This is a genomic window from Vibrio sp. CUB2 (genome assembly GCF_001557945.1).
GTDB lineage: Bacteria > Pseudomonadota > Gammaproteobacteria > Enterobacterales > Vibrionaceae > Vibrio > Vibrio owensii.
In genome coordinates, this window is record NZ_LNRB01000006.1 from 317,524 (window position 1) to 336,988 (window position 19,465).

A 19,465-nucleotide genomic window follows, 5' to 3' on the forward strand; every position below is an offset into this window, starting at 1 on the left:
ATCAAGTTTGCATAATGTGCGTAAGCGCTTCGGTTCTTACGCACTTTTTTATGCGCCAAACTTAAACATCAAAGTCTTGCTCAAATTTGGTTTTGACGAAATCGATGAAGGTACGAAGACGTTTAGGTTGGTAGCGATCACGATGGAAAATGGCGGACAGCGGCACAGACGGGATCTCCCATTCCGACATCACTTTAACCAGTTGGCCTTGCTCGACTTCCTCGTCACAGTAACTCAATGGCACACGAATAATTCCGTTACCGTGTAGTGCGCCCATCACAAGTGCGCGGCCGTTCTTGCAACGCAGATTGCCTTTCACAATTACGTCACTGTGCTCTTTTGGATTGGCAACGTTACGGTAACTCCAGCGAGTGACTGAGCCCGTTAGCGTGCGATGTTTCGCCAACTCTTTTGGGGTGACTGGCTCGCCGTAAGTCTTCAAGTATCTCGGGCTTGCAAGCGTCACCATATCAATCATCATCAGCTTACGTGCGACAAAGCCTGCGTCTTCCAACTCACCCATACGAATCGCAACGTCGAACTGATCTTCAATCAAATCAATGCGTGGCGAAGAGAAGTCGAGATCGACCGTAATGTTCGGGTATTCCAACATGAACTCATTGACGTATTTAGCAATGATGTCTTCACCGATATAACCACCCACGCAGTTTACGCGAATCAAACCGCGCACTTCTTGAGTGTCGTCGACCGCGGCGATCAACGCTTGGTCGATATCGTGCAGTGCCTTCTCACATTCTTGGTAGAAACGCTCTCCAGCATGAGTCAGGCGCAGTGTTCTTGTCGTGCGAGTTAGCAAGGTCACGCCCATTTGCGCTTCAAGCCCACTGATTTGGCGAGAGACATGAGAACGCGACACCGAAAGGGCTTCTGCCGCTTTGGTGAAGTTACCCAGTTGAGCGATCAAAACGAACGAGCGAATATCAGCAAGATTAACTTTATTGAGCATGTTGAATTATTTACGGAAACGGTAGTCATAAGACTATCATAATTAGTTACTAATGAGAGCGACGCAAAAAATCATACCACTTGAGGTTTATGCTAACTTGCGTATGATTTCCGGCGTTTCCACATTTATCGAAGTTAGAATGCATTCATCCACCTCACAATCTGCTGCGTCACGACAACAGGGCAAATGGCTCCTAGCGTTAATTGGCTGGGTGATCGTGGTGTGTCTGATGAAAAATTCTGGCTTGATGTTCAGTTGTGCCATGCAATATGACGCGAGCTCTACTTCTGCGGTCGTTGGCGATGAAGTCAAAATCGTAAAAGCAGAGAGTGGACACAAATCTGGCAAATGTGAGTTGTCTGAAAAGCTGATTCAATTTGCTCAGCAACAACTGGAAACCTTGGTCGTTGTTTTGTTTGTTGGCATCCTCGCGCTGGTCGTGTGGCGCTGCTGTGCGTTCGCCAGCAAAAGGCAATGGACCGAACCGATAGCCCGAAAGTATCGAGTCCATCTCACCTTGTGTGTATTCCGCGAATGACAAGTGATTTCTGACGAGTTTCGTCAGCGATTTTCTACACTTGTTTTAACTAGGAATAACTATGAACCACATGAAAAAAACGACTCAAGCCGCGTTGATGCTCATCATGACGTTGGCACTGAGCTTATTCTCACTGTTTGCCCAGGCACAAACGACGGACACAGGTTGGCTGACCAATCCTCAGCACCCACCTGTGCAGACACGATTTGTCTTAACCGGACAGCAAGACCCGAATACCAACACCATCACAGGTTACCTTGATGTCAAACTGACCGGTGACTGGAAAACCTATTGGCGCTCGCCAGGTGAGGGCGGTGTTGCACCTTCCATTGATTGGGAAAAATCACAAAACCTGACCAAAGTGGATTGGCAATGGCCGTACCCACAGAAATACGAACTGCTTGGCATCGAGACGCTCGGTTACAAAGGTGACACTGTCTTCCCAATGACGCTGCACGTCGAAGACATGAACAAGCCAGTCACGATTGATGCGACGCTGACGCTGTCTTCATGTACAACGATTTGTGTCCTGACGGATTACCACATTCAACTGTCTTTCCTACCTTCCGACCTACAAGTCGATGAAGATGTGATGTTCACTTACGCGCAAGCGGTAAGCAGTGTGCCTCAAGCTTCACCATTTGTTGAAGTGACAGAAGCGAACTGGGATGCAAACCAATCTAAGCTGCAAATCAAACTGACTAACTCACAAGGTTGGCAAAAACCAGAAGTGTTGGTTGATGGCGTTGACGAAACAACCAGCGATTACAGCTTCAAATTGGAAGGGCTGCATCAAGAAGGCAACACGCTTACGGCCAACTACCTAGTGAATACTTGGTTGGGTGACGTAGAGCTGGATAACCAATCGGTTTATGTCTCAATCAAAGACAACAACTTATTGGCGCAAGAAACCGCGCAAGCCAAAGCGGGTGTGATTACTGAAGCCTTACCAAGTACATCACTGGTGAACATTTTCTTGTTCGCGTTACTCGGTGGTTTGATTCTCAACATCATGCCTTGTGTATTGCCAGTTCTCGGCATGAAGTTAAGCAGCATCGTAGCGGCGCAAGGGGTTGAGCGTCGTCAGATTCGCACTCAGTTCGTGGCTTCTTCGCTAGGTATTCTTACTTCGTTCTGGTTGCTGGCTGGCTTTATCTTAGTGTTGAAGCTCACTGGTAACGCCATCGGTTGGGGCGTGCAATTCCAAAGCCCTTGGTTCTTAGGTCTAATGCTGTTGGTGACCGGATTGTTTGGTGCCAACATGCTTGGCTTGTTTGAAATTCGCTTGTCTTCGGGGACGAACACTTGGCTAGCTTCCAAAGGGGATAACTCACTACTTGGGCATTACGTTCAAGGTATGTTCGCGACTCTGCTAGCAACGCCTTGTTCTGCACCTTTCTTAGGCACTGCGGTGGCGTTTGCACTGGGTGCAGACGTAGTGACTCTGTTTGCTATCTTCACTGCGTTAGCTCTGGGTATGGCACTGCCTTGGATCTTAGTGGCTATCTTCCCGGGGATTGCACTCAAGCTACCAAAGCCAGGCCAATGGATGAATGTCGTGAAAATCGTATTCGGCATCATGATGTTGGCAACCAGTGCGTGGTTGTTGTCATTGATGGCGAATCACTTGCCGGTATTTTGGGTCATTCTGATTGGCCTTATTGCGTTCATCGTCATCATGGCGCGTGTTAAGCGTATTTATGGCAATAAAGCGTTGGCGATTTCTGGCACGGTTTCGTTGATTCTGATTGCTGGTGGTCTGGTACTAGGCAGTGTGACTGCAAATCATTGGGCGACGCCATTGCCAGAAGATTTGGCTTGGGAAAAACTGTCAAACGAAGCGATTGCAGATCACGTGAAAAATGGCCGTGTGGTGTTTGTCGATGTGACGGCAGATTGGTGTGTGACCTGTAAAGCCAACAAGATCGGCGTGATCTGGCAAGATCCGGTTTACTCACTGTTGCAAAGCCCGAACGTGGCGACACTGAAAGGCGATTGGACACATCCGAATGGCTCAGTGACCGATTTCTTGCGTGCGCACGGTCGCTTTGGTGTGCCATTTAACATCGTGTATGGCCCAGCAGCGCCAGAGGGCATTCCTCTGCCAGTAATTCTGACTGACGATGTAGTGGTGAAAGCAATCGAACAAGCAAGTGGAGGCGCTATTAAGTGAACACAGTAAAAAAGCGCAAGTCGCTCAAATACTGGCTCAGTCAAGCGCTACAACTTGTCCTTATGGTGACCGTGATTTCGGTCGCCATGGATTGGTATCGCACTAAAGACATCCCTAAAGAGCAAGCACCACCTCTGAGTGCGATCATGGCCGATGGCGAATTTGTCGATGTGATTGCCAAAAGCCATGAAGAACCCGTTGTGGTGTACTTTTGGGCAACGTGGTGTCCAGCGTGTAAGTTTGTTAGCCCAAGCGTGAGTTGGTTAAGCGATTACTACGAAGTGGTTGCGGTATCTGGCGCATCTGGCCCGCAAGAACGGGTGCAAAAGTTCATGCAGTCTAAAGACTACCAGTTCGATAACATCAACGATCCGAAAAGCGCCATCATGCAAGAATGGAGCATCAGCGTGACTCCGACCATCTATGTACTAAAAGATGGAGAAGTGAGCTCAATTACCACAGGCGTTACAACGCCAATGGGCATTCTGGCAAGGATCTGGATGGCCTAAATCAATGCGTAGCACGTCGACTTTTTTCACGCTTTTACAATGACATAAGTGTGCAGGTGAGTATGGCGTGCTACATTGGCAAACGTTCAAAGATCAAGGAGGAATCATGGACGTTGCTAAAATGTATGATGACGTATCTGAGCGCTATCAGAAATTAATCGAAGACAGCCAATACGTTGGTCCGCGCTGGATAGATGGAAAGCTAAAAACGCTCAATCTCCAACAAGTCTCTGCTCTCGATTTGGCTTGTGCCACAGGCAGTATCGGGGAGGTCATCAAAACGCATTACCCAGAAGCTACTCTTCACGGCTTGGATATTTCATCCAAAATGGTCGATAAAGCACGCGAGACAAACTTCTATCAAAGCGTCAACGTTCATAATCTTGACCAACCTTTCTCTCCGATTTTCAATCAAACCTTCGACATCATCACCGCTCTCGGTTTCACGGAATTCCTTATCAATCCCCAGTCGCTACTTCAATGCGTTGCAAACAAGCTCAATGCTGACGGACGCTGTTTTATCAGTTTCCAATGTCACGACCCAGATGGAAAAGACCTACCGAGAAATACCTACAGTGGCACCGTTGTGCATACTGCTTACACCGAGAGTGAAGTCCGCGAATTCAGCCAAAATGCAGGGCTAGAAGTGGTGTCTTTAGAAAACCTCGTCGGCTACACATCAGGTGCAGGTTATGTATGTCGTTACCTGCTCTTAGAGCTAAGAAAGCCAAGTTAATCAACTTTCATGGAGCGCTTCTAGAAGCACAAGCGTTGTTTTTCTATGCCCCAAATAGTAGATATGGAGTAATGAAAACAGTAGACATTGCCCTACAATTAATTCATTAACTTATTGAAAATAAAGAACTGTCATACCATTGTCGCCATGGTGTCACATGACAAAAAGGCGACTGTCGTCTGTGCGTCGTTTTTATAGCGTCGATATTGCGGCACGATGTGAACATCATTGAATGAATAGGGATATGTGATGCAAACAGGGAAAACAATTTTAACCAGTTACTTTGAATGGAAAGGACATGACATTACTGTTCAAATCTCAATGTTAAGTGGTAAAGAGTGGGTTTACGTCGATGGCGAACTCGTATCCCAAAAGTCCAATTGGTACTTTAAATCCAGTCATATGATTGAGATTGAAGGAGAGAAATTGGAAGTCCAAATTTGCTTAAACGGTAAGTGGATGATAACGGTCTTCCTGAAAAAGGGTTATCGAAGTATTGATGAGTATGAATTTGGGTTAACTCATCTCCAAATTCTCAAAGGCATTGGTGTTGCTTTTGCATGTGGTTTGATTGTTGGTTTTGTAACTACTGCTGTGTTTTTTGGTGGGAAAGGGTGAATGGATGCAATTAGATACCTCAAAAATCCGCCACCTAAGGCAGCACAAAGCATGGACTCAACAGCAACTCGCTGATATCTGTGGCTTAAGTTTACGCACCATACAACGTGTTGAGCTTCACGGAAGCGCTTCTTTGGAGACGGGGCGTTCTCTGGCGGCTGCATTTGATACTGAATACACTGCACTTTTGGTAAATGCCAAACCTGATAGCCACGGGAGTAATGACCCCTCATCTTTTAGCAATTCTTCTAACCTTATATTTATTGGTGTAGGGATGTTTACGTTTGGTGTATTGGTCGGTGCGCTTGCAATGATTCTATTGAGATAAACTGGGTTACGCTGCATGCCCAAAGCAGTGTGCTCTGGGCATGACAGATTGATGTTTATATTAGGCGACTTGCTCGTCTGGGTGACCCCACATCAATGGTTCTGCGTAAGGACCTTTGATGGATGAGGTTGATTCGCCGATACCATCTAGTGCGCCTGGTGTAAGCTCACGTGCAAACCAACACTCCAAAGGAGCTTGAGTTCTTACTGGTGGCAACACATTGTGCGGCGTGTTGTAGCGGTTTCCGTAGTGGAACGGCTCACCCATCACAAAGATAACGTCAGCATCTAACTGCTTTTCTGCTTCTTCCATCAATCTTGTCGCGTAGCCTTTGCCTTGGTATTCAGGTAGTACGGCTAGTGGCGCAAGCACATAGCATTTTAGGTGTGGTGCTGCGTCAATCACGATAGGGGTATAGCATGCGTGTGCCACGCCTTCGTAGACGATGGAAAAGCTCCCATCTGCAATAAGATTGTCGGCAAATTCTGCATAGAGTTTGGCGTGTCTCTCGTCGTATAGTCCACCTGCTTTTGCGAACGCTTCGTATTGAATTTGATAAGGTGTATTCATTGGTTTCTCCTTCGTTTTTAAATTTAACAAACACACTGACTGACCGTGCAGTCAGTGTGTTTGGCCAAAAAAATCACGCATCGATATGTGCATGATTTTTGGTATTTCTAACAGTACTTTTTGATGAACTCTTGTCTGATTTCTTCGATAGGGAAGTCCTCATTCAGTAAGTAGTTCATGGCAATGCCGTCTATCTCTGCGATGAACATTTTTGTCACCACTGCCGGGTTTGCGTGTCCTAGCGAGCGGAAGACTTCTTCAGTAGATGTCTGTAAACCTTGGTAACGTTCATCTATTAGGTCGACAACAATCGCTCTGGTTGTCGGGTGAACCATCACACTAAAGTTGAACTGGTAAATCTTGCGATGTTCAGGAACCGTCATGCCATCGAAGATCGAGTGGATCATGGCTTCTAGGCGATCATCACTCTCTGTTACGTGTTCATCATTTTTGTCGGCTTCTTCGATAATCTGAGTGATATGAACAAAAACTTCTCTTAACAGTTCGTTTTTATTTTTGAAGTGATGAAACACCAAACCCTTTGAAATCTCAGCCTTCTCACAAATGGTGGAGACGGGCGTTTTCTCAAAACCGTGTTCCGCAAATAACTGCGTTGCAACTTCAATGATCTGGTGTCGTTTGTCCATCGTGTTCACTCTACATACCGACTGACCAACTGGTCAGTTTTGCGAATGATAGTGCGTTTATTGATCTTCCGTCAAGTCTTAATAGGATCAAAACCACTTGATTGATGTTTTAGGAGGGAAACGAAAATCAAGCACGATCGAAAACGGATACCGTAAACCTCTGTCTAATCACACAATTACCATTACTTTTTTCTACAAGCATCAAACCTCGTTATTGTCTCATCCACTAAAGCGGTTCAACGTCATTAGGAGACACCATGATCGTTACCACTCTCGTTGATAATTCTCGTGTTGAGGACCGAGCCGATCTCTGTGTTGAGCGCGGTTTATCGCTGCATATCGATACAGAAGGAACCAAACTGTTGTTCGATATGGGCAGTGGGCGAACGTTTTGCGACAACGCGCCTTTACTAAATATCGATATCCAAGAAGTTGATCTCGCGGTTATTTCTCATCGGCATCATGACCATTGCAACGGTACTTCTCACTTTCTAGAGCAAAACGATGTAGCCAAAGTCTATTTAAAATCGTGTGGAGATCAGGACTATTACTTTCGAGCTTTTGGTTTCAAGAGTGATGTTGGTATCGACAAAGCTTTGTTAGACACAACCAATGACCGCATAGTGCAGGTAAGCGAAACGACGCAAGTTGCTCCGAATGTTCATGTGATTACCAAGATCAGCGACAAGTACCCACAACCCAAAGGAAATCAGTACCTCTATACCCAATCGAAAGATGGCGGTTGTGAGCAAGACGCTTTTGAACACGAGTTACTTTTGGTGATCAAGGAAGAAGATGGTTTGGTTGTGTTCACAGGATGTGCGCACAGCGGAGTATTGAATATGATTGAAACCGCCATTGAATTATTTCCAAACTGCAGAATCAAAGCGGTAGTGGGGGGCTTTCATCTCGTGGGCTTACCTGTATTTAATGGCATCGGCGGTACTAAAGACGACATAAAAGCATTAGGTAAAGCCCTGTCTGAATACCCTGTTGAAATGTTTTACACGGGCCACTGCACGGGCATGAAAGCGTATCATTTGCTGAAAGAAGTACTTGATGATCGTTTAGAGCATTTACCAACTGGGCGTCGTGTTGAAATCTAATCAATCGCTCATTTTTATTTTGGAGAATAGATGTACAGTCCAAAAGTCTTACACGCACAAATCAAAGATGTGACTTGTGGTGAAAACGTCACCATCATCGAACCCGCAAACGTCTATGGCTGCGAGCTAAAAGAGGGCGTATTCGTTGGTCCCTTTGTCGAAATCCAGAAGAACACAGTGATTGGTGAGCGAACCAAAATCCAATCTCATACCTTTATTTGCGAATACGTGACCATCGGCAGTGATTGTTTTGTTGGTCATGGGGTAATGTTTGCCAACGACCTGTTCAAAGACGGAAAACCAGACGCGAATCCAGACAGCTGGGGGCGCACCGTTATTGGCAATAACGTAACCATAGGCTCGAATGCCACGATACTTGCCGTGAAAATTTGTGAAGGTGTGGTTATTGGCGCAGGTAGCGTGGTGACGAAAGACATCACAGAGAAAGGCATCTATGCAGGGAATCCAGCGAAGAAGTTGAGAGATTTACCCTGACGAAGAACACGAGCATCCACGGAACATCCACGGAAAAAAATGAAGTTTAGAGAAGTGACAGCGTCGGATTTAGCGCTGCAAAAAGAGCTATTGTTGGTGGCGCTTTGGACGCCGGATGATGAACCCGACCACGATCCAAAAGTGCTCGAACTGGCGCATATCAAAGCCTATTTTGAAGAATGGGGCAGAGCGGGCGACCTCGGATTATTCGCATTAAACCAATTCGATGAGCCAATTGGCATCGTTCAGATTCGCTATAAATCGAGCCAAACTGTCCAATATGCTGAGTATCCAGAATTGGCAATGGCGGTTCATGCCAGCCATCGTGGTAAAGGTGTCGCTTCTGCACTTATGAAAGCACTATTACAGAGAGTAGAAGGTGCTTGTGATGGTATTCGTCTTGGCGTTCATCCTAAAAATGAAGCCGCACAAAAGCTGTATGAGAAGTTTGGATTCGTCACCTATGAAATCGCGCAAAGCGGTTTTCCTCAAATGGTACGAACGAAGTAAGCCACTCTCGCTTAACACAACACTAAAAGCAAAAATACAAGGAAGAATCGATGCCACTGACATACCGCAGCGCGACATTTGAAGACTTAACCAGCTTGGTTGCATTACTGGCTAATGACCCGTTAGGAAGCAAGAGGGAAGACGCAAGCTCGCCACTGAATCAGGCTTATCTTGCTGCATTCGAAGCGATCGACAAAGACCCAAACAACCAATTGCTGGTGGTAGAACTAGAGGGTGCTTTGGTTGGCATGTTACAGCTGACTTTTATCCCTTATCTGACCCACATTGGCAGTTGGCGTTGCCTGATTGAAGGCGTCCGAATTCATCAAGATTATCGCGGACGTGGCTTTGGTGAGCAGATGTTCGAATACGCGATAAAGCAGGCGAAAGACAAAGGTTGTCAACTCGTTCAACTGACCAGTGATAAGCAACGCCCTGATGCGCTGCGCTTCTATGAAAAGTTGGGTTTTAAGGCCACGCACGAAGGCTTCAAACTGGCGTTGTAAATACTTACTAACCAGATGGTTAAGCCTCGACGGTATGGAAAAACTCTTCAATCGATACGGATTCACCACAGTGAGCATTGTTGAAAATGGCTTTGGCGAAGGGCTGCATCAGTACGATATGGTCAAGTCCTTCACACGTTAATCCGTGCGCTTGAGGTTTTCTTTATTCTGCCTCTTTATTTCTAGGTTCTAGGTTAGCGTCATCTCTGCGAGTTCCATCTTGTTCAAATAAGTACAACATCTAACCGTTTAACGCCGATTTCAGCTATTCATCCTGCTTATTGTCAAAGCGCCCTGACAAAACCTTACTAAATATGACAATCTTAGCGGCTTCAAACCACGATATCCTTAGAACTTAATGTTCATGAGATGGTCACAAGACTACAAAACAATAATTGGAATCAATGATGGCAAAAACTTGGCTTGTCGCTGCGGTGAGCGTTGCATTGCTTGGCGGCGGTGCGTATTTCTATCTGCAATCTTCAGCTCAACCAGAGGCATTTCCGACTCTGGCAGTGGAAAAGGGAACCATTGAGAAACAAGCGGTCGCAGTCGGCAACATTGTCCCTGCACACTCAGTTTCGATTAAGTCGCAAATTGACGGCATCGTCGGCGAGATTTACGTTCAAGTTGGCGAGAAAGTGAAGCAAGGCCAGCCATTGATTAAGGTTCGTCCGAACCCGACCCCACAGGCACTTACGGATGCATCTACGGATTTGATGCGCAGTGAAGCAGATCTCGAATCCGCTAAGCAAAAGCTCGCCAACCTAGAGAGCTTGGTGAAGCAAGACATCATTCCAAGCAACTACGATGAATACGTTAGCGCGCGCTCGACAGTGAAATCGGCTCAAGCGAACGTGCTTCAAAAACGCCAGAATCTCGAATTGATCCGCAGTGGTGAAGCATCGATCGGTAACGCGCGTTTGACCTCGACCATCTACGCACCGATTGACGGCACAGTATTGAACCGCAAAGTGGAAGTAGGTGAACCAATCATCTCAACCGAATCCAGCCAAGCCGCGACAGAAATGATGTCTCTGGCCGATATGAACAGCCTGATCTTCAAAGGCAGCGTGAGCGAGCATGATGCAGCGCAGCTTTCTCCGGGCATGCCGGTATTACTGACCGTTGCGCCGTATCCAGATGCAGAAATCTCCGGCGTGCTGACTAAAGTTGCGATTCAATCAGAGAACCTAAACTCGCCAGAAGGCAACGCATCGGCAAAAAGTTTTGATAACGGCTTTGAAGTGGAAGTGGGTGAGCTGAAGATCCCACAAGAAGTACTGCTTCGCTCAGGCTTCTCATCCAATGCGCAAATCACGCTGAAGAAATCAGAGAACGTATTAACGCTGCCTGAGCGTGCGCTGCAATTTGATGGCGATACACCCAACGTGTTGATTCCAGATAGTTCAGAACAAGGCTTCCACAAACAGAAAGTGAAGCTTGGTTTGTCAGACGGCATCAATGTAGAAGTCTTGGATGGCGTTGAGCTCAACGAAGAGATCATCGACAACAGTATGATGATGGGAGCCGCGCATGGCTAAGCTGCATTTGTCTAAAATTGGTTGTGCGATATTAGCCGCAACACTTAGCTTACCAAGCTATGCGATTTCGATTGAACAAGCGTGGCAACAAGCGAAACAGAGTGACCCAAATTACGAGAAAGCCAAGATTGGCGTGCAACTCGGTGAAGTCGGTGTGGATGCGAGCCGCAGTTCATTACTGCCAGGTTTGAGTGCGACGGCATCGGCGGATTGGAGTGAATCGGCCGATAACACCAACAGCTACGGTGCATCGCTTTCTCAAACCATTTGGGACAGCAGCTTGTGGTCCGATCTAGACCAAGCCAATGCCAACTACATCAAGGCTCAATTAGAACTGGCTCAATCGCACAATGAATTAGCACAAAGACTGCTTTCATCGTATTTGGATGTTGCGAGTGCACAAGGCGATTTGCAATTGGCGCAATCCAAATTGGAAGAAGGCAACAAACTGCTGAAGATCATCGAGAAGCGTTACCGCGCCGGTAAGGTGAAATCCGTTGATGTCGAAGAGATCCGTGCGACTCAAGTAGCAGACAGAGCAGGGATCTTGAGCGCAAGAGCTGATTTGGAAGTCAAACGTGCTGAGCTTGCTGCGTTGATCAATCAGATCCCACAAAGCGTTGACCAAATTCGTACCGATTCTCTTATTCAACCGCCAATGATGGTGGACTCTCAAGAGCAATGGTTAAAGCTTGCCAAAGATAGCAGCCCGGAGCTGTTAGTGGCTGCGCAAAATGTGAAAGCCAGTGAATTTGCCAAAGACTCCGCTCAAGGTGGTTACTACCCAACCGTAAAAGGGAACGTCGGCTACAACGATGATGACCGACGCAAAGACGGCGAGTTCAACGCGGGTATTACCCTAAGCGTGCCGATCGATCTCAATGGTGCAACGCGCGCAAGAGTCGACGAAGCATCCTTGAATATCCTCAGTGCCAAACAAGATCTACGCAGAGTCGAAATCGACATTCAAAAGCGCGTTGTCCAGCAGTTTACTCAAGTCGACATCAACTGGAACCAAGTCTTGATGGCAAACGAACTCGTTATCTCTCGTGAGAAAGTACTGCGCAGCAAAGAGAAACTTTACGATGCAGGTATGTTAGAAGTATCGGAAGTCATTAGCGCCCACAACAACTTGTTCGAGGCCAAAAATAGCCTGCAAAGCAACTTGTACAACTACTGGCGTCAGCGCATCGGTCTGCTGCAAACCGCAGGCAAGCTAGACGACGACACCATGGCACTGATCTCCCGAGCTTTTAATTCATGACCAGTTTATTGCAACAAACATGGCAAACGCTGATGGCGCATCGCATGAAAAGCATGCTCGCCATCATTGCCATTGCTTGGGGCGTGATATCCGTGGTGGTGCTGATAGCACTGGGTGAGGGTTTTTATCGCCATCAAACCCAGCAGTTGTCGTTTATGGTCAACAACGTGCAAATCGCGTTTCCGTCGAGCACCAGCAAACCATGGCACGGCTTACCTTCAAGGCGTCAAATTCAGATCCCGCAAGACAAAGTCGATATGATTAAGCAGTCTGGTTTTGTTGAAGCGGCATCGAGCGTTTATGCCAAATGGGACGCGAGCGTCACCAATGACAAAGGGCAGAACTTGACCAGTAACGTCAGCGGTATTGACCCGTCTTACTTCTCCCTCATTCAACGTAAGTTGGAGTCTGGCTCGCGCAACCTTTCACCAACTGATATTGCTAACCACACGCGTGTTGCCGTGCTTGGTGATCAAATTGCCAAGATGGGTGAAATCGGCATTGGGCAAATGGTCAAAGTGAACGGCATTCCTTTCTTGGTGATTGGTATCATCAAAGATGAAGACGCAGGCATTTCATTTGGCGACAGCCGCAAAGTCTTTATTCCACAAACCACATATCTCGATTTGTGGGATGCCAAACCGTGGATGTTATTGCTTAAGCCAACTGAAGGCATGAACGGTCCCGCTTTCCGACAAGCCATTGTCAACTTCTACGCTAAGCAATTGCACTTTGACCCAACCGATAAAGAAGCGATCAACCTACCGGACTTTAGTGAAGGCGCTGCGTTAATCACGGGTATTTTCCGAGGTATTCAAATCTTCCTTGGGGCAAGTGGCGCAATGACCATGGCCGTTGGGGCGCTCGGCGTCGCAAACATTATGTTCCTCTCAGTGACAGAGCGAACGCGAGAAATCGGCGTGCGTTTGGCAATAGGCGCGACACAAAAATCCATCCTCAGTCAGTTCATTCTTGAGGGCTTGTTCTTGGTGGCTGTTGGCACGGCACTTGGCTTATTAGTCGCGTATATGGTGGTCGCGTTGTTAGGCTCCATCACTTTGCCGGAGTGGCTAGGTTTCCCTGTTATCACACCGGATTCTATTGCTTGGTCACTGTTGGTGACGTTAGTGCTGGCGTTGTTGGCGTCTTACTTCCCGGCGAGACGAGCATCGCGACTCACTCCAGTAATCGCTTTGAGCGCGAGGGCATAATCATGTTGCTACCAATGAGACAAATCTTTCAGGAAATGGCTGCAGAAAAGCTTCGCTTAGGCTTAACCATTCTTGCTGTGGCATGGGCGACCTTGTGTATCGCAGCAATGCTGGCCGTGGGCGAGGGCATTCGTCAGGGCGTATTAAGAACCGCGCAAAATGGTAATGGGAACCTGATTTACCTAACGGGTGGTATGGCGACGGTCGATTATGGCGCTTTTCACCAAGGCAAATTCTTAACCTTAAAAGTCGACGATACCGATGTGGTTAAAGCCCTTCCAGAAGTGAAGAGCGTCGCACCGACCGCAATTTGGAATGAACGCATTACCGTGGGCGACCGAGGTTCATGGCAAGAACCATTAGCCGTCACCACAGACTTTGCGTCAATGACTAATCTAACGCCAATGGATGGCGGACGTTGGCTAAATCCACTCGACCAAAAGCAGATGCGTAAAGTGGTCGTACTGGGTTATTCGCTCGCGGCTGACTTGTTCAACCCTGTCGATGACTTTAGCTGGTTCGCGCCAGTGACACTGCAAACCGATCCCGTGGGGGAAAAGGTCAAGATTGGCAGCGAAGAATTCACCGTGATTGGTGTATTGAAGAAGAGCAGCGCCGAGATTGAGCAGGGCGACCAAATCAACTATTCCAGCTTTGTACCGTTAGCAACGTGGCAACGCTTTCATACCAATGGCGATATTGGTGGCATCAACGTGGAGCCACAAGCCAATACTGACCGCAAAAAGCTCGCAGAGACCATTCGTCAAGTCATTGCTCGCAAACATGGTGCTAGTGTCAGCGATGAGCAAGTGGTGCAAGTGGAAGACATGTTCCTCAAACAGAAAAGCATGCAGCAGTTCTTGATTGGCCTGCAAAGTTTCCTTGGCATCATCGGCTTTGTCACCCTTGCCGTAGCGGGTGTGGGGATCGCAAACGTTATGTACGCGACTGTGAAACGTTCAACCCGAGATATCGGCGTGCGAATGGCGGTCGGTGCTACACCAGCGGCGATTCGCTTGCACTACTTGGTGCAATCACTAATGACCATGATGTTAGGTGGCGTATTGGGATTAGGCGTGACTTACGCGTTGGTATCGGCAATCAGCGCCATCAACCTAGAAGGTAACGTATTCTATGAGCACCTTGGCAAGCCAGTCCCAGAGTTGTCATGGATTGTGGTCGCGATTGTGATTACCACCTTGGTGATCATCGGTGTCGCATCCGCTTGGTTGCCTGCAAACCGAGCTGCCAAAGTGAGCCCGTTGGAGGCACTGCAAAGTGAATAATAATAAGAATTCTGGAGAGAAAATGTCGAACAAACCACTTGTTGAGCTAACCAACATCTGCAAATACTACTCAAGCGGAGAGGCGGAAGTTCGTGCGCTAGACGGCGTTGACTTAACCATCAATCAAGGTGAGTTTCTTTCGATTCTTGGCCCATCTGGTTCGGGCAAATCAACGTTGATGAACATGCTCGGCTGCTTAGATAAACCAACCGATGGCGAGTACCAACTGGGTGGTCAAAACGTGGCAAGTTTAAGCGCGAACGACCTAGCGGGTATTCGCAACCAAAAGATAGGGTTTGTCTTCCAAAGCTTCAACTTGTTGGAATACGCGACAGCGTTGGATAACGTGGCGCTGCCGTTGGTTTACTCTGGCATCAAAGCCAAAGAGCGCCGTCAACGTGCTGCGAAGTTGTTAGAACAAGTGGGGCTAGGGGATCGTCTCGACCACAAACCAAACCAGCTTTCTGGCGGTCAAAAACAGAGGGTCGCGATTGCAAGAGCCTTGGTCAACGATCCGCAAATCATCTTAGCGGATGAACCTACAGGGGCATTGGATTCGAAATCCGGCGCAGAGATTGAAGCCTTGTTCAATCAACTCCACGCCGAAGGCAGAACATTGATCATAGTGACGCACGATAACGCCCTAGCAGAGCGCACCAAACGCATCATCACCATCAAAGATGGCAAGGTGATTTCGGATAGAGTGCCGCAATAACGCTCCAGCGTTGGAAATAATCTCTCGAACGATAAAGCGTGAATACTCGAGTGGATTAAGCGCGGCTTTTAGCCAGCAACTGATCCACTTTTCCTTTGGCTGTCTTACTTATCGTCTGCATAAACTTGAAGCTTGGCGCTGCAATGCCCGATTGCTCAAGCTCTTCCACCATCAGCAACCATAGCTTTGCCGTTACCTGTGCATCGGCTAACGCGCGGTGGAATACACCGTCGTTTTCGATGTTCTTGTAACGAACCAACTCACCCAACTTGTGTGACGGTGCATCTTGAATAAGGCGTCTTGCTACCAATAAAGAACAAGCGAACTCGCCAGAGTAACCGCAGTCGATTCGCTCTAATTCAGCATCCAGAAATCGCTTATCGAACGATGCGTTGTGCGCGATAAGATTCTCACCCGCAATAAACTCACTGAACGAAGCCATCACTTCATCGCAGCTAGGCGCAGTGCGCAGCATGTTATTGGTAATGCCTGTGTACCCCTCAATAAATGAGCTAACACGAAAGCCAGGATTCATAAGTTGCTGAAAACTATCGACCACCTCACCATCGACGATCTTAACCGCACCGATTTCAATCGCGCGATCCCCCATATTCGGAGACAGACCTGTGGTTTCAAAGTCGAGTACGACAACGGAGTTAGCTTGAGGCATGAAGTTTTCCAACTGAACAATAAGGCGCAAGAGTATCGTTGAAAGTGGTGGAAAAGGGAAGGTTCCACCTGAAATAATAAAGCACGCGTGACTTATTATGGAAGATGTTTGTTTTAGATAATTCTATATTTTTACATTTTTACATAATGCCCTTAAGTATTCACTCAAGGGCATTATGTTATATTAGTTTTTGGCCATTCTTAGACCAGCGCTCCCTAATGAAAGGAGATAAGCTCGGTTCATCTGCGTGTTCAAGTACAATGACTTGAGGTTTGTATTTCAACCCTTCCTTATCTACTAAGTAGTCAAGGAAATCATTGATTACAGTGAATATATTTACAACTTGTTTAATATTTTCGTCGACCTTTTCTTCTTGCTCATCGATTAATAATTCATCTTTATGTGTTGTAGAAAATGTTTCTCGTACTTTTGGGAAATAAACCTGGCTTGGTTGGTCAATGAATAAGACTGCAGGAAGTGAAGATTTTTCACGAACAGACAATCTTAGTAGTGATAAAAATATGGCCAAGTGACAGGCTAACCAGTTAGCACCACTTCCCATCTCAGAGAGCATGATCTTTTTCTTTTTATAAAAGTAATGGAAATCAAAAGTGCTCAAATCAAAACGCATTTCCCCGTCTCGAAGCTCTTCTTCAAAATCTAGCTTTTCTTTTAAGTATTCCATTGTGGTATTTATCAATTCATTCGCTTTTTGAATTTTAGCTTTTAGGTCATAGCCCGCAATCCTTTCTTCTATTTTGAATAATCTTTCAGCTAAAGATGATTCTTCATGCTCTTCTTTTAAATTCTCTTTGCTTTCATCTAAGATTATTTTTAGATTAGAGGCTATCATACCTCTAAGAGTATATAAGGTAGCGGATAGATCAGAATTCTTGCTTATTGCATGAGCGTTTTCCAACTGTCTGATCTTTAATGTGGTTGAACGAATTTTTCTTTTTGTCTCTTGTCTATCTTTCAGGAGCTTTTCTAAGTATTCTGAGCTGTCTCTCTTAAACGTACCAATTCTAGCTAACTCTTGCTTTAATACATTATGAGATTCTGATACTTTATTTAAGGCTAATTGGATGCCTTTTGACTCTGTTTCACAAAGTGGGCAAAATACTTTTTTTTCAGTTTGAATTTCTGGATGTGTAATATCTAGGATTGTGCTTAGAGTATTATCATATTCAAATGCGTCACTTGTTCCACATGAGAGTCTGTCTATATATTTAGTAAGCTTAGTTAATTCTTTTTGGTGCTCAACTCGCTCTTTCTTTAGAAATAATACTTGATTCTCAATATCGCTGTTCTCATAAGCAGTGTTAGGCACACTAGGCAGATTTTCAGCTATGAATTTTAATCTTTTTAAATTGAAATTGCTTTCATCTAGTACGAGGTTAAGACTCTTATAATAGAACTCAATTGGTTCCTTTATTAGATTGATTTGATAATCTCTTTCTTTCTTTTCAGTAATCTTATTGTTTTTCCTTCTCTTTAGTTTTTTTAATATCTCTTCTTGTTCTCTTTTTAAAAGAAAATAATCTCCGTCAGCCCATCCTAGGTGGATGGGAAAATCTGATATTACTTTTGAACGCTTATAGTAATCATCAAATCGATAGAAAATACTGTGCTTATTTGCAATCAAGTTTTGATGTTGGAACATGATGCTAGAAGCATCTCTAATGGTTGCCTTTGAGTGTGAAGTTCTCATCTGTTCAGAAGATGTTCTTGTTGTTGATACAGAAAGTCCCAAATGCTGCTCAAATGACAACTGAGCTTTATTGATATCTTTAAGACTTTGGCTATCGAAGTAACTTCTATTCAATAATTTTTCGGTATCAAAATCAGTTTCTACTGAGAAATAACATTTTTGTAGAGTATTTTTGGGTCTAGCAATAATTAGTTTTTTATTATTTAATTGATATATGACACAAAATATTTCTGTCCAATCAGTAACTTTTCCTACAGGAATAGTTGACCTCTTAGAGAATAGACAATAATCAACTATTTCTATTAGTGCACTTTTACCAGTTTTAGAGTCACCAGTTATTATGTTAAGCCCTTGATTGAATGATATTCTTCTCCTTTCTCCTTGATGTGAGAAAAGTACAATTTCACTTATAATAGCTTTCATTTACAATTTGGCCTTAGTTTTAATAATATGTCTATATGGTTTTCTTTCGCAAATAACAAACCTAAGTAATACGATGCTCTGTAATACTCTTGTTTTTTTTGACTCTCATCTTTATAACTTACGGTCTGATCTATTGAAAGATATGGGGCAAGTTCTAATTTATGGATATTTGATAAAAAGATAATACCATTTGAAGTGAATTTTTTTGTTTCACCTACATTTTCCTTCAAATTAAATAATTGCTCTTTCATTTCTTCTAAATCGGAGATTTTATCAAAATAGCTTGCTTTATTTACCCTTAAAAGTTGTTTTCTGATGCTTTCGTTCATAACCAAAGGTAGCAAAAAGTATACAAGTTCAAATTTTATGCCTATATTAGACACACTCATTGCTCCCGAAATAAATCGATGTATTATTCTGGCCACAAACTCTGGTGAATAAACTAAATCAACCATGTCTTCTGTGCTAATCACTCCAGATCATCCTTTTCATAGGTCCACTTGAATTCATTTTTCTCTATTGCATAATAAGACTTCCCAAACAGGCTTTGTTGCTTAAATCGATGGAACTAAATCTAGAAGCTACGATCTGATCGGCTACCCCCATCAATCGTCGTAGCCTCATGCCTAAACCTCGTTACAAAACAACTAACTGGAAGCAGTACAACAAAGCCTTAATCAACCGTGGTTCTCTGACCTTTTGGATTGATGAGGAAACGATAGCTGAGTGGAAACAAAACAAACAAGGCAAGCGTGGTAGACCTCGCCGATTCAGCGACTTAGCCATTACTACCGCACTGATGGTGAAACGCATTTTCTCTATGCCATTGAGAGCGCTACAAGGTTTTCTAGACTCTGTATTTAAGCTGGCTAACATCCCGCTTGTTTGCCCGCACTACACCTGTATAAGCCGCCGAGCTAAGGAAGTTGAGGTTTCAT

22 protein-coding genes are annotated in these 19,465 nt (G+C 45.4%); 16 read left to right on the forward strand and 6 right to left on the reverse strand.

All coding sequences use genetic code 11. The annotated features are described in order from the left end of the window. Positions 1–61: 61 nt before the first annotated feature. On the reverse strand, positions 62–967 hold the full coding sequence (locus ATB78_RS12540) for a LysR family transcriptional regulator (protein ID WP_061008812.1): 906 nt from the start codon (positions 965–967) through the stop codon (positions 62–64). A gap of 139 nt (positions 968–1,106) precedes the next feature. On the opposite strand from ATB78_RS12540, the gene ATB78_RS12545 reads away from it, so the two are divergent. The 6 genes from ATB78_RS12545 to ATB78_RS12570 all read left to right on the forward strand — a co-directional run bounded on the left by ATB78_RS12545 (position 1,107) and on the right by ATB78_RS12570 (position 5,869). Further along, positions 1,107–1,505, forward strand: coding sequence for a hypothetical protein (locus tag ATB78_RS12545; protein ID WP_005438907.1), 399 nt, complete (start codon positions 1,107–1,109; stop codon positions 1,503–1,505). 61 nt (positions 1,506–1,566) lie between these two features. Beyond that, on the forward strand, positions 1,567–3,678 hold the full coding sequence (locus ATB78_RS12550) for a protein-disulfide reductase DsbD domain-containing protein (protein ID WP_061008813.1): 2,112 nt from the start codon (positions 1,567–1,569) through the stop codon (positions 3,676–3,678). Further along, entirely contained in the window at positions 3,675–4,187 is a 513-nt protein-coding gene (locus ATB78_RS12555; protein WP_038885079.1) for a protein disulfide oxidoreductase, read from the forward strand. The genes ATB78_RS12550 and ATB78_RS12555 overlap by 4 nt, the downstream gene beginning before the upstream one ends. Positions 4,188–4,293: 106 nt before the next feature. Beyond that, a complete protein-coding gene (locus ATB78_RS12560; protein ID WP_061008814.1) occupies positions 4,294–4,923 on the forward strand; it encodes a class I SAM-dependent methyltransferase in 630 nt (209 codons plus the stop codon). A 249-nt stretch (positions 4,924–5,172) separates the two neighbouring features. Next, positions 5,173–5,541, forward strand: coding sequence for a hypothetical protein (locus ATB78_RS12565; protein ID WP_041058168.1), 369 nt, complete (start codon positions 5,173–5,175; stop codon positions 5,539–5,541). 4 nt (positions 5,542–5,545) lie between these two features. After that, the gene (locus tag ATB78_RS12570) at positions 5,546–5,869 is read left to right on the forward strand and encodes a helix-turn-helix transcriptional regulator (RefSeq protein WP_061008815.1); all 324 of its coding nucleotides are present in this window, start codon (positions 5,546–5,548) and stop codon (positions 5,867–5,869) included. A gap of 60 nt (positions 5,870–5,929) precedes the next feature. Here the strand turns inward: ATB78_RS12570 and ATB78_RS12575 are convergent, their stop codons facing one another. Both ATB78_RS12575 and ATB78_RS12580 read right to left on the reverse strand, forming a co-directional pair. Beyond that, positions 5,930–6,439, reverse strand: coding sequence for a GNAT family N-acetyltransferase (locus tag ATB78_RS12575; RefSeq protein ID WP_045497078.1), 510 nt, complete (start codon positions 6,437–6,439; stop codon positions 5,930–5,932). Between the two features lie 107 nt (positions 6,440–6,546). Then, a complete protein-coding gene (locus ATB78_RS12580; RefSeq protein WP_039984296.1) occupies positions 6,547–7,086 on the reverse strand; it encodes a TetR/AcrR family transcriptional regulator in 540 nt (179 codons plus the stop codon). Between the two features lie 257 nt (positions 7,087–7,343). Between ATB78_RS12580 and ATB78_RS12585 the strand changes: the two genes are divergently transcribed. From ATB78_RS12585 to ATB78_RS12625, 9 genes are all read left to right on the forward strand, one after another. After that, on the forward strand, positions 7,344–8,192 hold the full coding sequence (locus ATB78_RS12585; RefSeq protein ID WP_061008816.1) for an MBL fold metallo-hydrolase: 849 nt from the start codon (positions 7,344–7,346) through the stop codon (positions 8,190–8,192). 30 nt (positions 8,193–8,222) lie between these two features. Next, positions 8,223–8,687, forward strand: coding sequence for an acyltransferase (locus ATB78_RS12590; RefSeq protein WP_039984293.1), 465 nt, complete (start codon positions 8,223–8,225; stop codon positions 8,685–8,687). A 39-nt stretch (positions 8,688–8,726) separates the two neighbouring features. Next, the gene (locus ATB78_RS12595) at positions 8,727–9,197 is read left to right on the forward strand and encodes a GNAT family N-acetyltransferase (RefSeq protein WP_061008817.1); all 471 of its coding nucleotides are present in this window, start codon (positions 8,727–8,729) and stop codon (positions 9,195–9,197) included. A gap of 50 nt (positions 9,198–9,247) precedes the next feature. Further along, positions 9,248–9,703, forward strand: a complete 456-nt coding sequence (locus ATB78_RS12600; RefSeq protein ID WP_061008818.1) for a GNAT family N-acetyltransferase — start codon at positions 9,248–9,250, stop codon at positions 9,701–9,703. A 407-nt stretch (positions 9,704–10,110) separates the two neighbouring features. Beyond that, positions 10,111–11,247 carry an efflux RND transporter periplasmic adaptor subunit gene (locus ATB78_RS12605; RefSeq protein WP_061008819.1) on the forward strand — a complete coding sequence of 379 codons (1,137 nt, stop codon included), beginning with the start codon at positions 10,111–10,113 and terminating at the stop codon, positions 11,245–11,247. Next, positions 11,240–12,511 carry a TolC family protein gene (locus tag ATB78_RS12610; RefSeq protein WP_061008820.1) on the forward strand — a complete coding sequence of 424 codons (1,272 nt, stop codon included), beginning with the start codon at positions 11,240–11,242 and terminating at the stop codon, positions 12,509–12,511. Before ATB78_RS12605 ends, ATB78_RS12610 begins: the two co-directional genes overlap by 8 nt. Beyond that, entirely contained in the window at positions 12,508–13,722 is a 1,215-nt protein-coding gene (locus ATB78_RS12615) for an ABC transporter permease (protein WP_020197208.1), read from the forward strand. Before ATB78_RS12610 ends, ATB78_RS12615 begins: the two co-directional genes overlap by 4 nt. Before the next feature lie 2 nt (positions 13,723–13,724). Further along, positions 13,725–15,008 carry an ABC transporter permease gene (locus ATB78_RS12620; RefSeq protein ID WP_061008821.1) on the forward strand — a complete coding sequence of 428 codons (1,284 nt, stop codon included), beginning with the start codon at positions 13,725–13,727 and terminating at the stop codon, positions 15,006–15,008. 22 nt (positions 15,009–15,030) lie between these two features. Beyond that, complete coding sequence (locus tag ATB78_RS12625) at positions 15,031–15,723, forward strand: ABC transporter ATP-binding protein (RefSeq protein WP_010447408.1); 693 nt, start codon at positions 15,031–15,033, stop codon at positions 15,721–15,723. 55 nt (positions 15,724–15,778) lie between these two features. Here ATB78_RS12625 and ATB78_RS12630 read toward each other — a convergent pair whose 3' ends face one another. The 3 genes from ATB78_RS12630 to ATB78_RS12640 all read right to left on the reverse strand — a co-directional run bounded on the left by ATB78_RS12630 (position 15,779) and on the right by ATB78_RS12640 (position 19,000). Further along, on the reverse strand, positions 15,779–16,393 hold the full coding sequence (locus tag ATB78_RS12630) for a 3'-5' exonuclease (RefSeq protein WP_061008822.1): 615 nt from the start codon (positions 16,391–16,393) through the stop codon (positions 15,779–15,781). Positions 16,394–16,571: 178 nt separating this feature from the next. Continuing rightward, entirely contained in the window at positions 16,572–18,527 is a 1,956-nt protein-coding gene (locus ATB78_RS12635; protein WP_061008823.1) for a DUF3732 domain-containing protein, read from the reverse strand. Continuing rightward, the gene (locus tag ATB78_RS12640; RefSeq protein ID WP_061008824.1) at positions 18,524–19,000 is read right to left on the reverse strand and encodes a three component ABC system middle component; all 477 of its coding nucleotides are present in this window, start codon (positions 18,998–19,000) and stop codon (positions 18,524–18,526) included. The genes ATB78_RS12635 and ATB78_RS12640 overlap by 4 nt, the downstream gene beginning before the upstream one ends. Before the next feature lie 149 nt (positions 19,001–19,149). Here ATB78_RS12640 and ATB78_RS12645 point away from each other — a divergent pair. After that, positions 19,150–19,465 (forward strand): transposase (locus ATB78_RS12645; protein ID WP_179946996.1); only part of this gene is annotated, 316 nt, incomplete at its 3' end.

Bases quoted from the DNA above. Each gene is read 5' to 3' on its own strand.
- ATB78_RS12550 (WP_061008813.1), top strand. From the start codon at position 1,567: ATGAACCACATGAAAAAAACGACTCAAGCCGCGTTGATGCTCATCATG.
- ATB78_RS12540 (WP_061008812.1), bottom strand. From the start codon at position 967: ATGCTCAATAAAGTTAATCTTGCTGATATTCGCTCGTTCGTTTTGATC.
- ATB78_RS12625 (WP_010447408.1), top strand. From the start codon at position 15,031: ATGTCGAACAAACCACTTGTTGAGCTAACCAACATCTGCAAATACTAC.
- ATB78_RS12575 (WP_045497078.1), bottom strand. From the start codon at position 6,439: ATGAATACACCTTATCAAATTCAATACGAAGCGTTCGCAAAAGCAGGT.
- ATB78_RS12565 (WP_041058168.1), top strand. From the start codon at position 5,173: ATGCAAACAGGGAAAACAATTTTAACCAGTTACTTTGAATGGAAAGGA.
- ATB78_RS12590 (WP_039984293.1), top strand. From the start codon at position 8,223: ATGTACAGTCCAAAAGTCTTACACGCACAAATCAAAGATGTGACTTGT.
- ATB78_RS12585 (WP_061008816.1), top strand. From the start codon at position 7,344: ATGATCGTTACCACTCTCGTTGATAATTCTCGTGTTGAGGACCGAGCC.
- ATB78_RS12610 (WP_061008820.1), top strand. From the start codon at position 11,240: ATGGCTAAGCTGCATTTGTCTAAAATTGGTTGTGCGATATTAGCCGCA.
- ATB78_RS12615 (WP_020197208.1), top strand. From the start codon at position 12,508: ATGACCAGTTTATTGCAACAAACATGGCAAACGCTGATGGCGCATCGC.
- ATB78_RS12580 (WP_039984296.1), bottom strand. From the start codon at position 7,086: ATGGACAAACGACACCAGATCATTGAAGTTGCAACGCAGTTATTTGCG.
- ATB78_RS12560 (WP_061008814.1), top strand. From the start codon at position 4,294: ATGGACGTTGCTAAAATGTATGATGACGTATCTGAGCGCTATCAGAAA.
- ATB78_RS12570 (WP_061008815.1), top strand. From the start codon at position 5,546: ATGCAATTAGATACCTCAAAAATCCGCCACCTAAGGCAGCACAAAGCA.
- ATB78_RS12605 (WP_061008819.1), top strand. From the start codon at position 10,111: ATGGCAAAAACTTGGCTTGTCGCTGCGGTGAGCGTTGCATTGCTTGGC.
- ATB78_RS12630 (WP_061008822.1), bottom strand. From the start codon at position 16,393: ATGCCTCAAGCTAACTCCGTTGTCGTACTCGACTTTGAAACCACAGGT.
- ATB78_RS12595 (WP_061008817.1), top strand. From the start codon at position 8,727: ATGAAGTTTAGAGAAGTGACAGCGTCGGATTTAGCGCTGCAAAAAGAG.
- ATB78_RS12545 (WP_005438907.1), top strand. From the start codon at position 1,107: ATGCATTCATCCACCTCACAATCTGCTGCGTCACGACAACAGGGCAAA.
- ATB78_RS12635 (WP_061008823.1), bottom strand. From the start codon at position 18,527: ATGAAAGCTATTATAAGTGAAATTGTACTTTTCTCACATCAAGGAGAA.
- ATB78_RS12620 (WP_061008821.1), top strand. From the start codon at position 13,725: ATGTTGCTACCAATGAGACAAATCTTTCAGGAAATGGCTGCAGAAAAG.
- ATB78_RS12600 (WP_061008818.1), top strand. From the start codon at position 9,248: ATGCCACTGACATACCGCAGCGCGACATTTGAAGACTTAACCAGCTTG.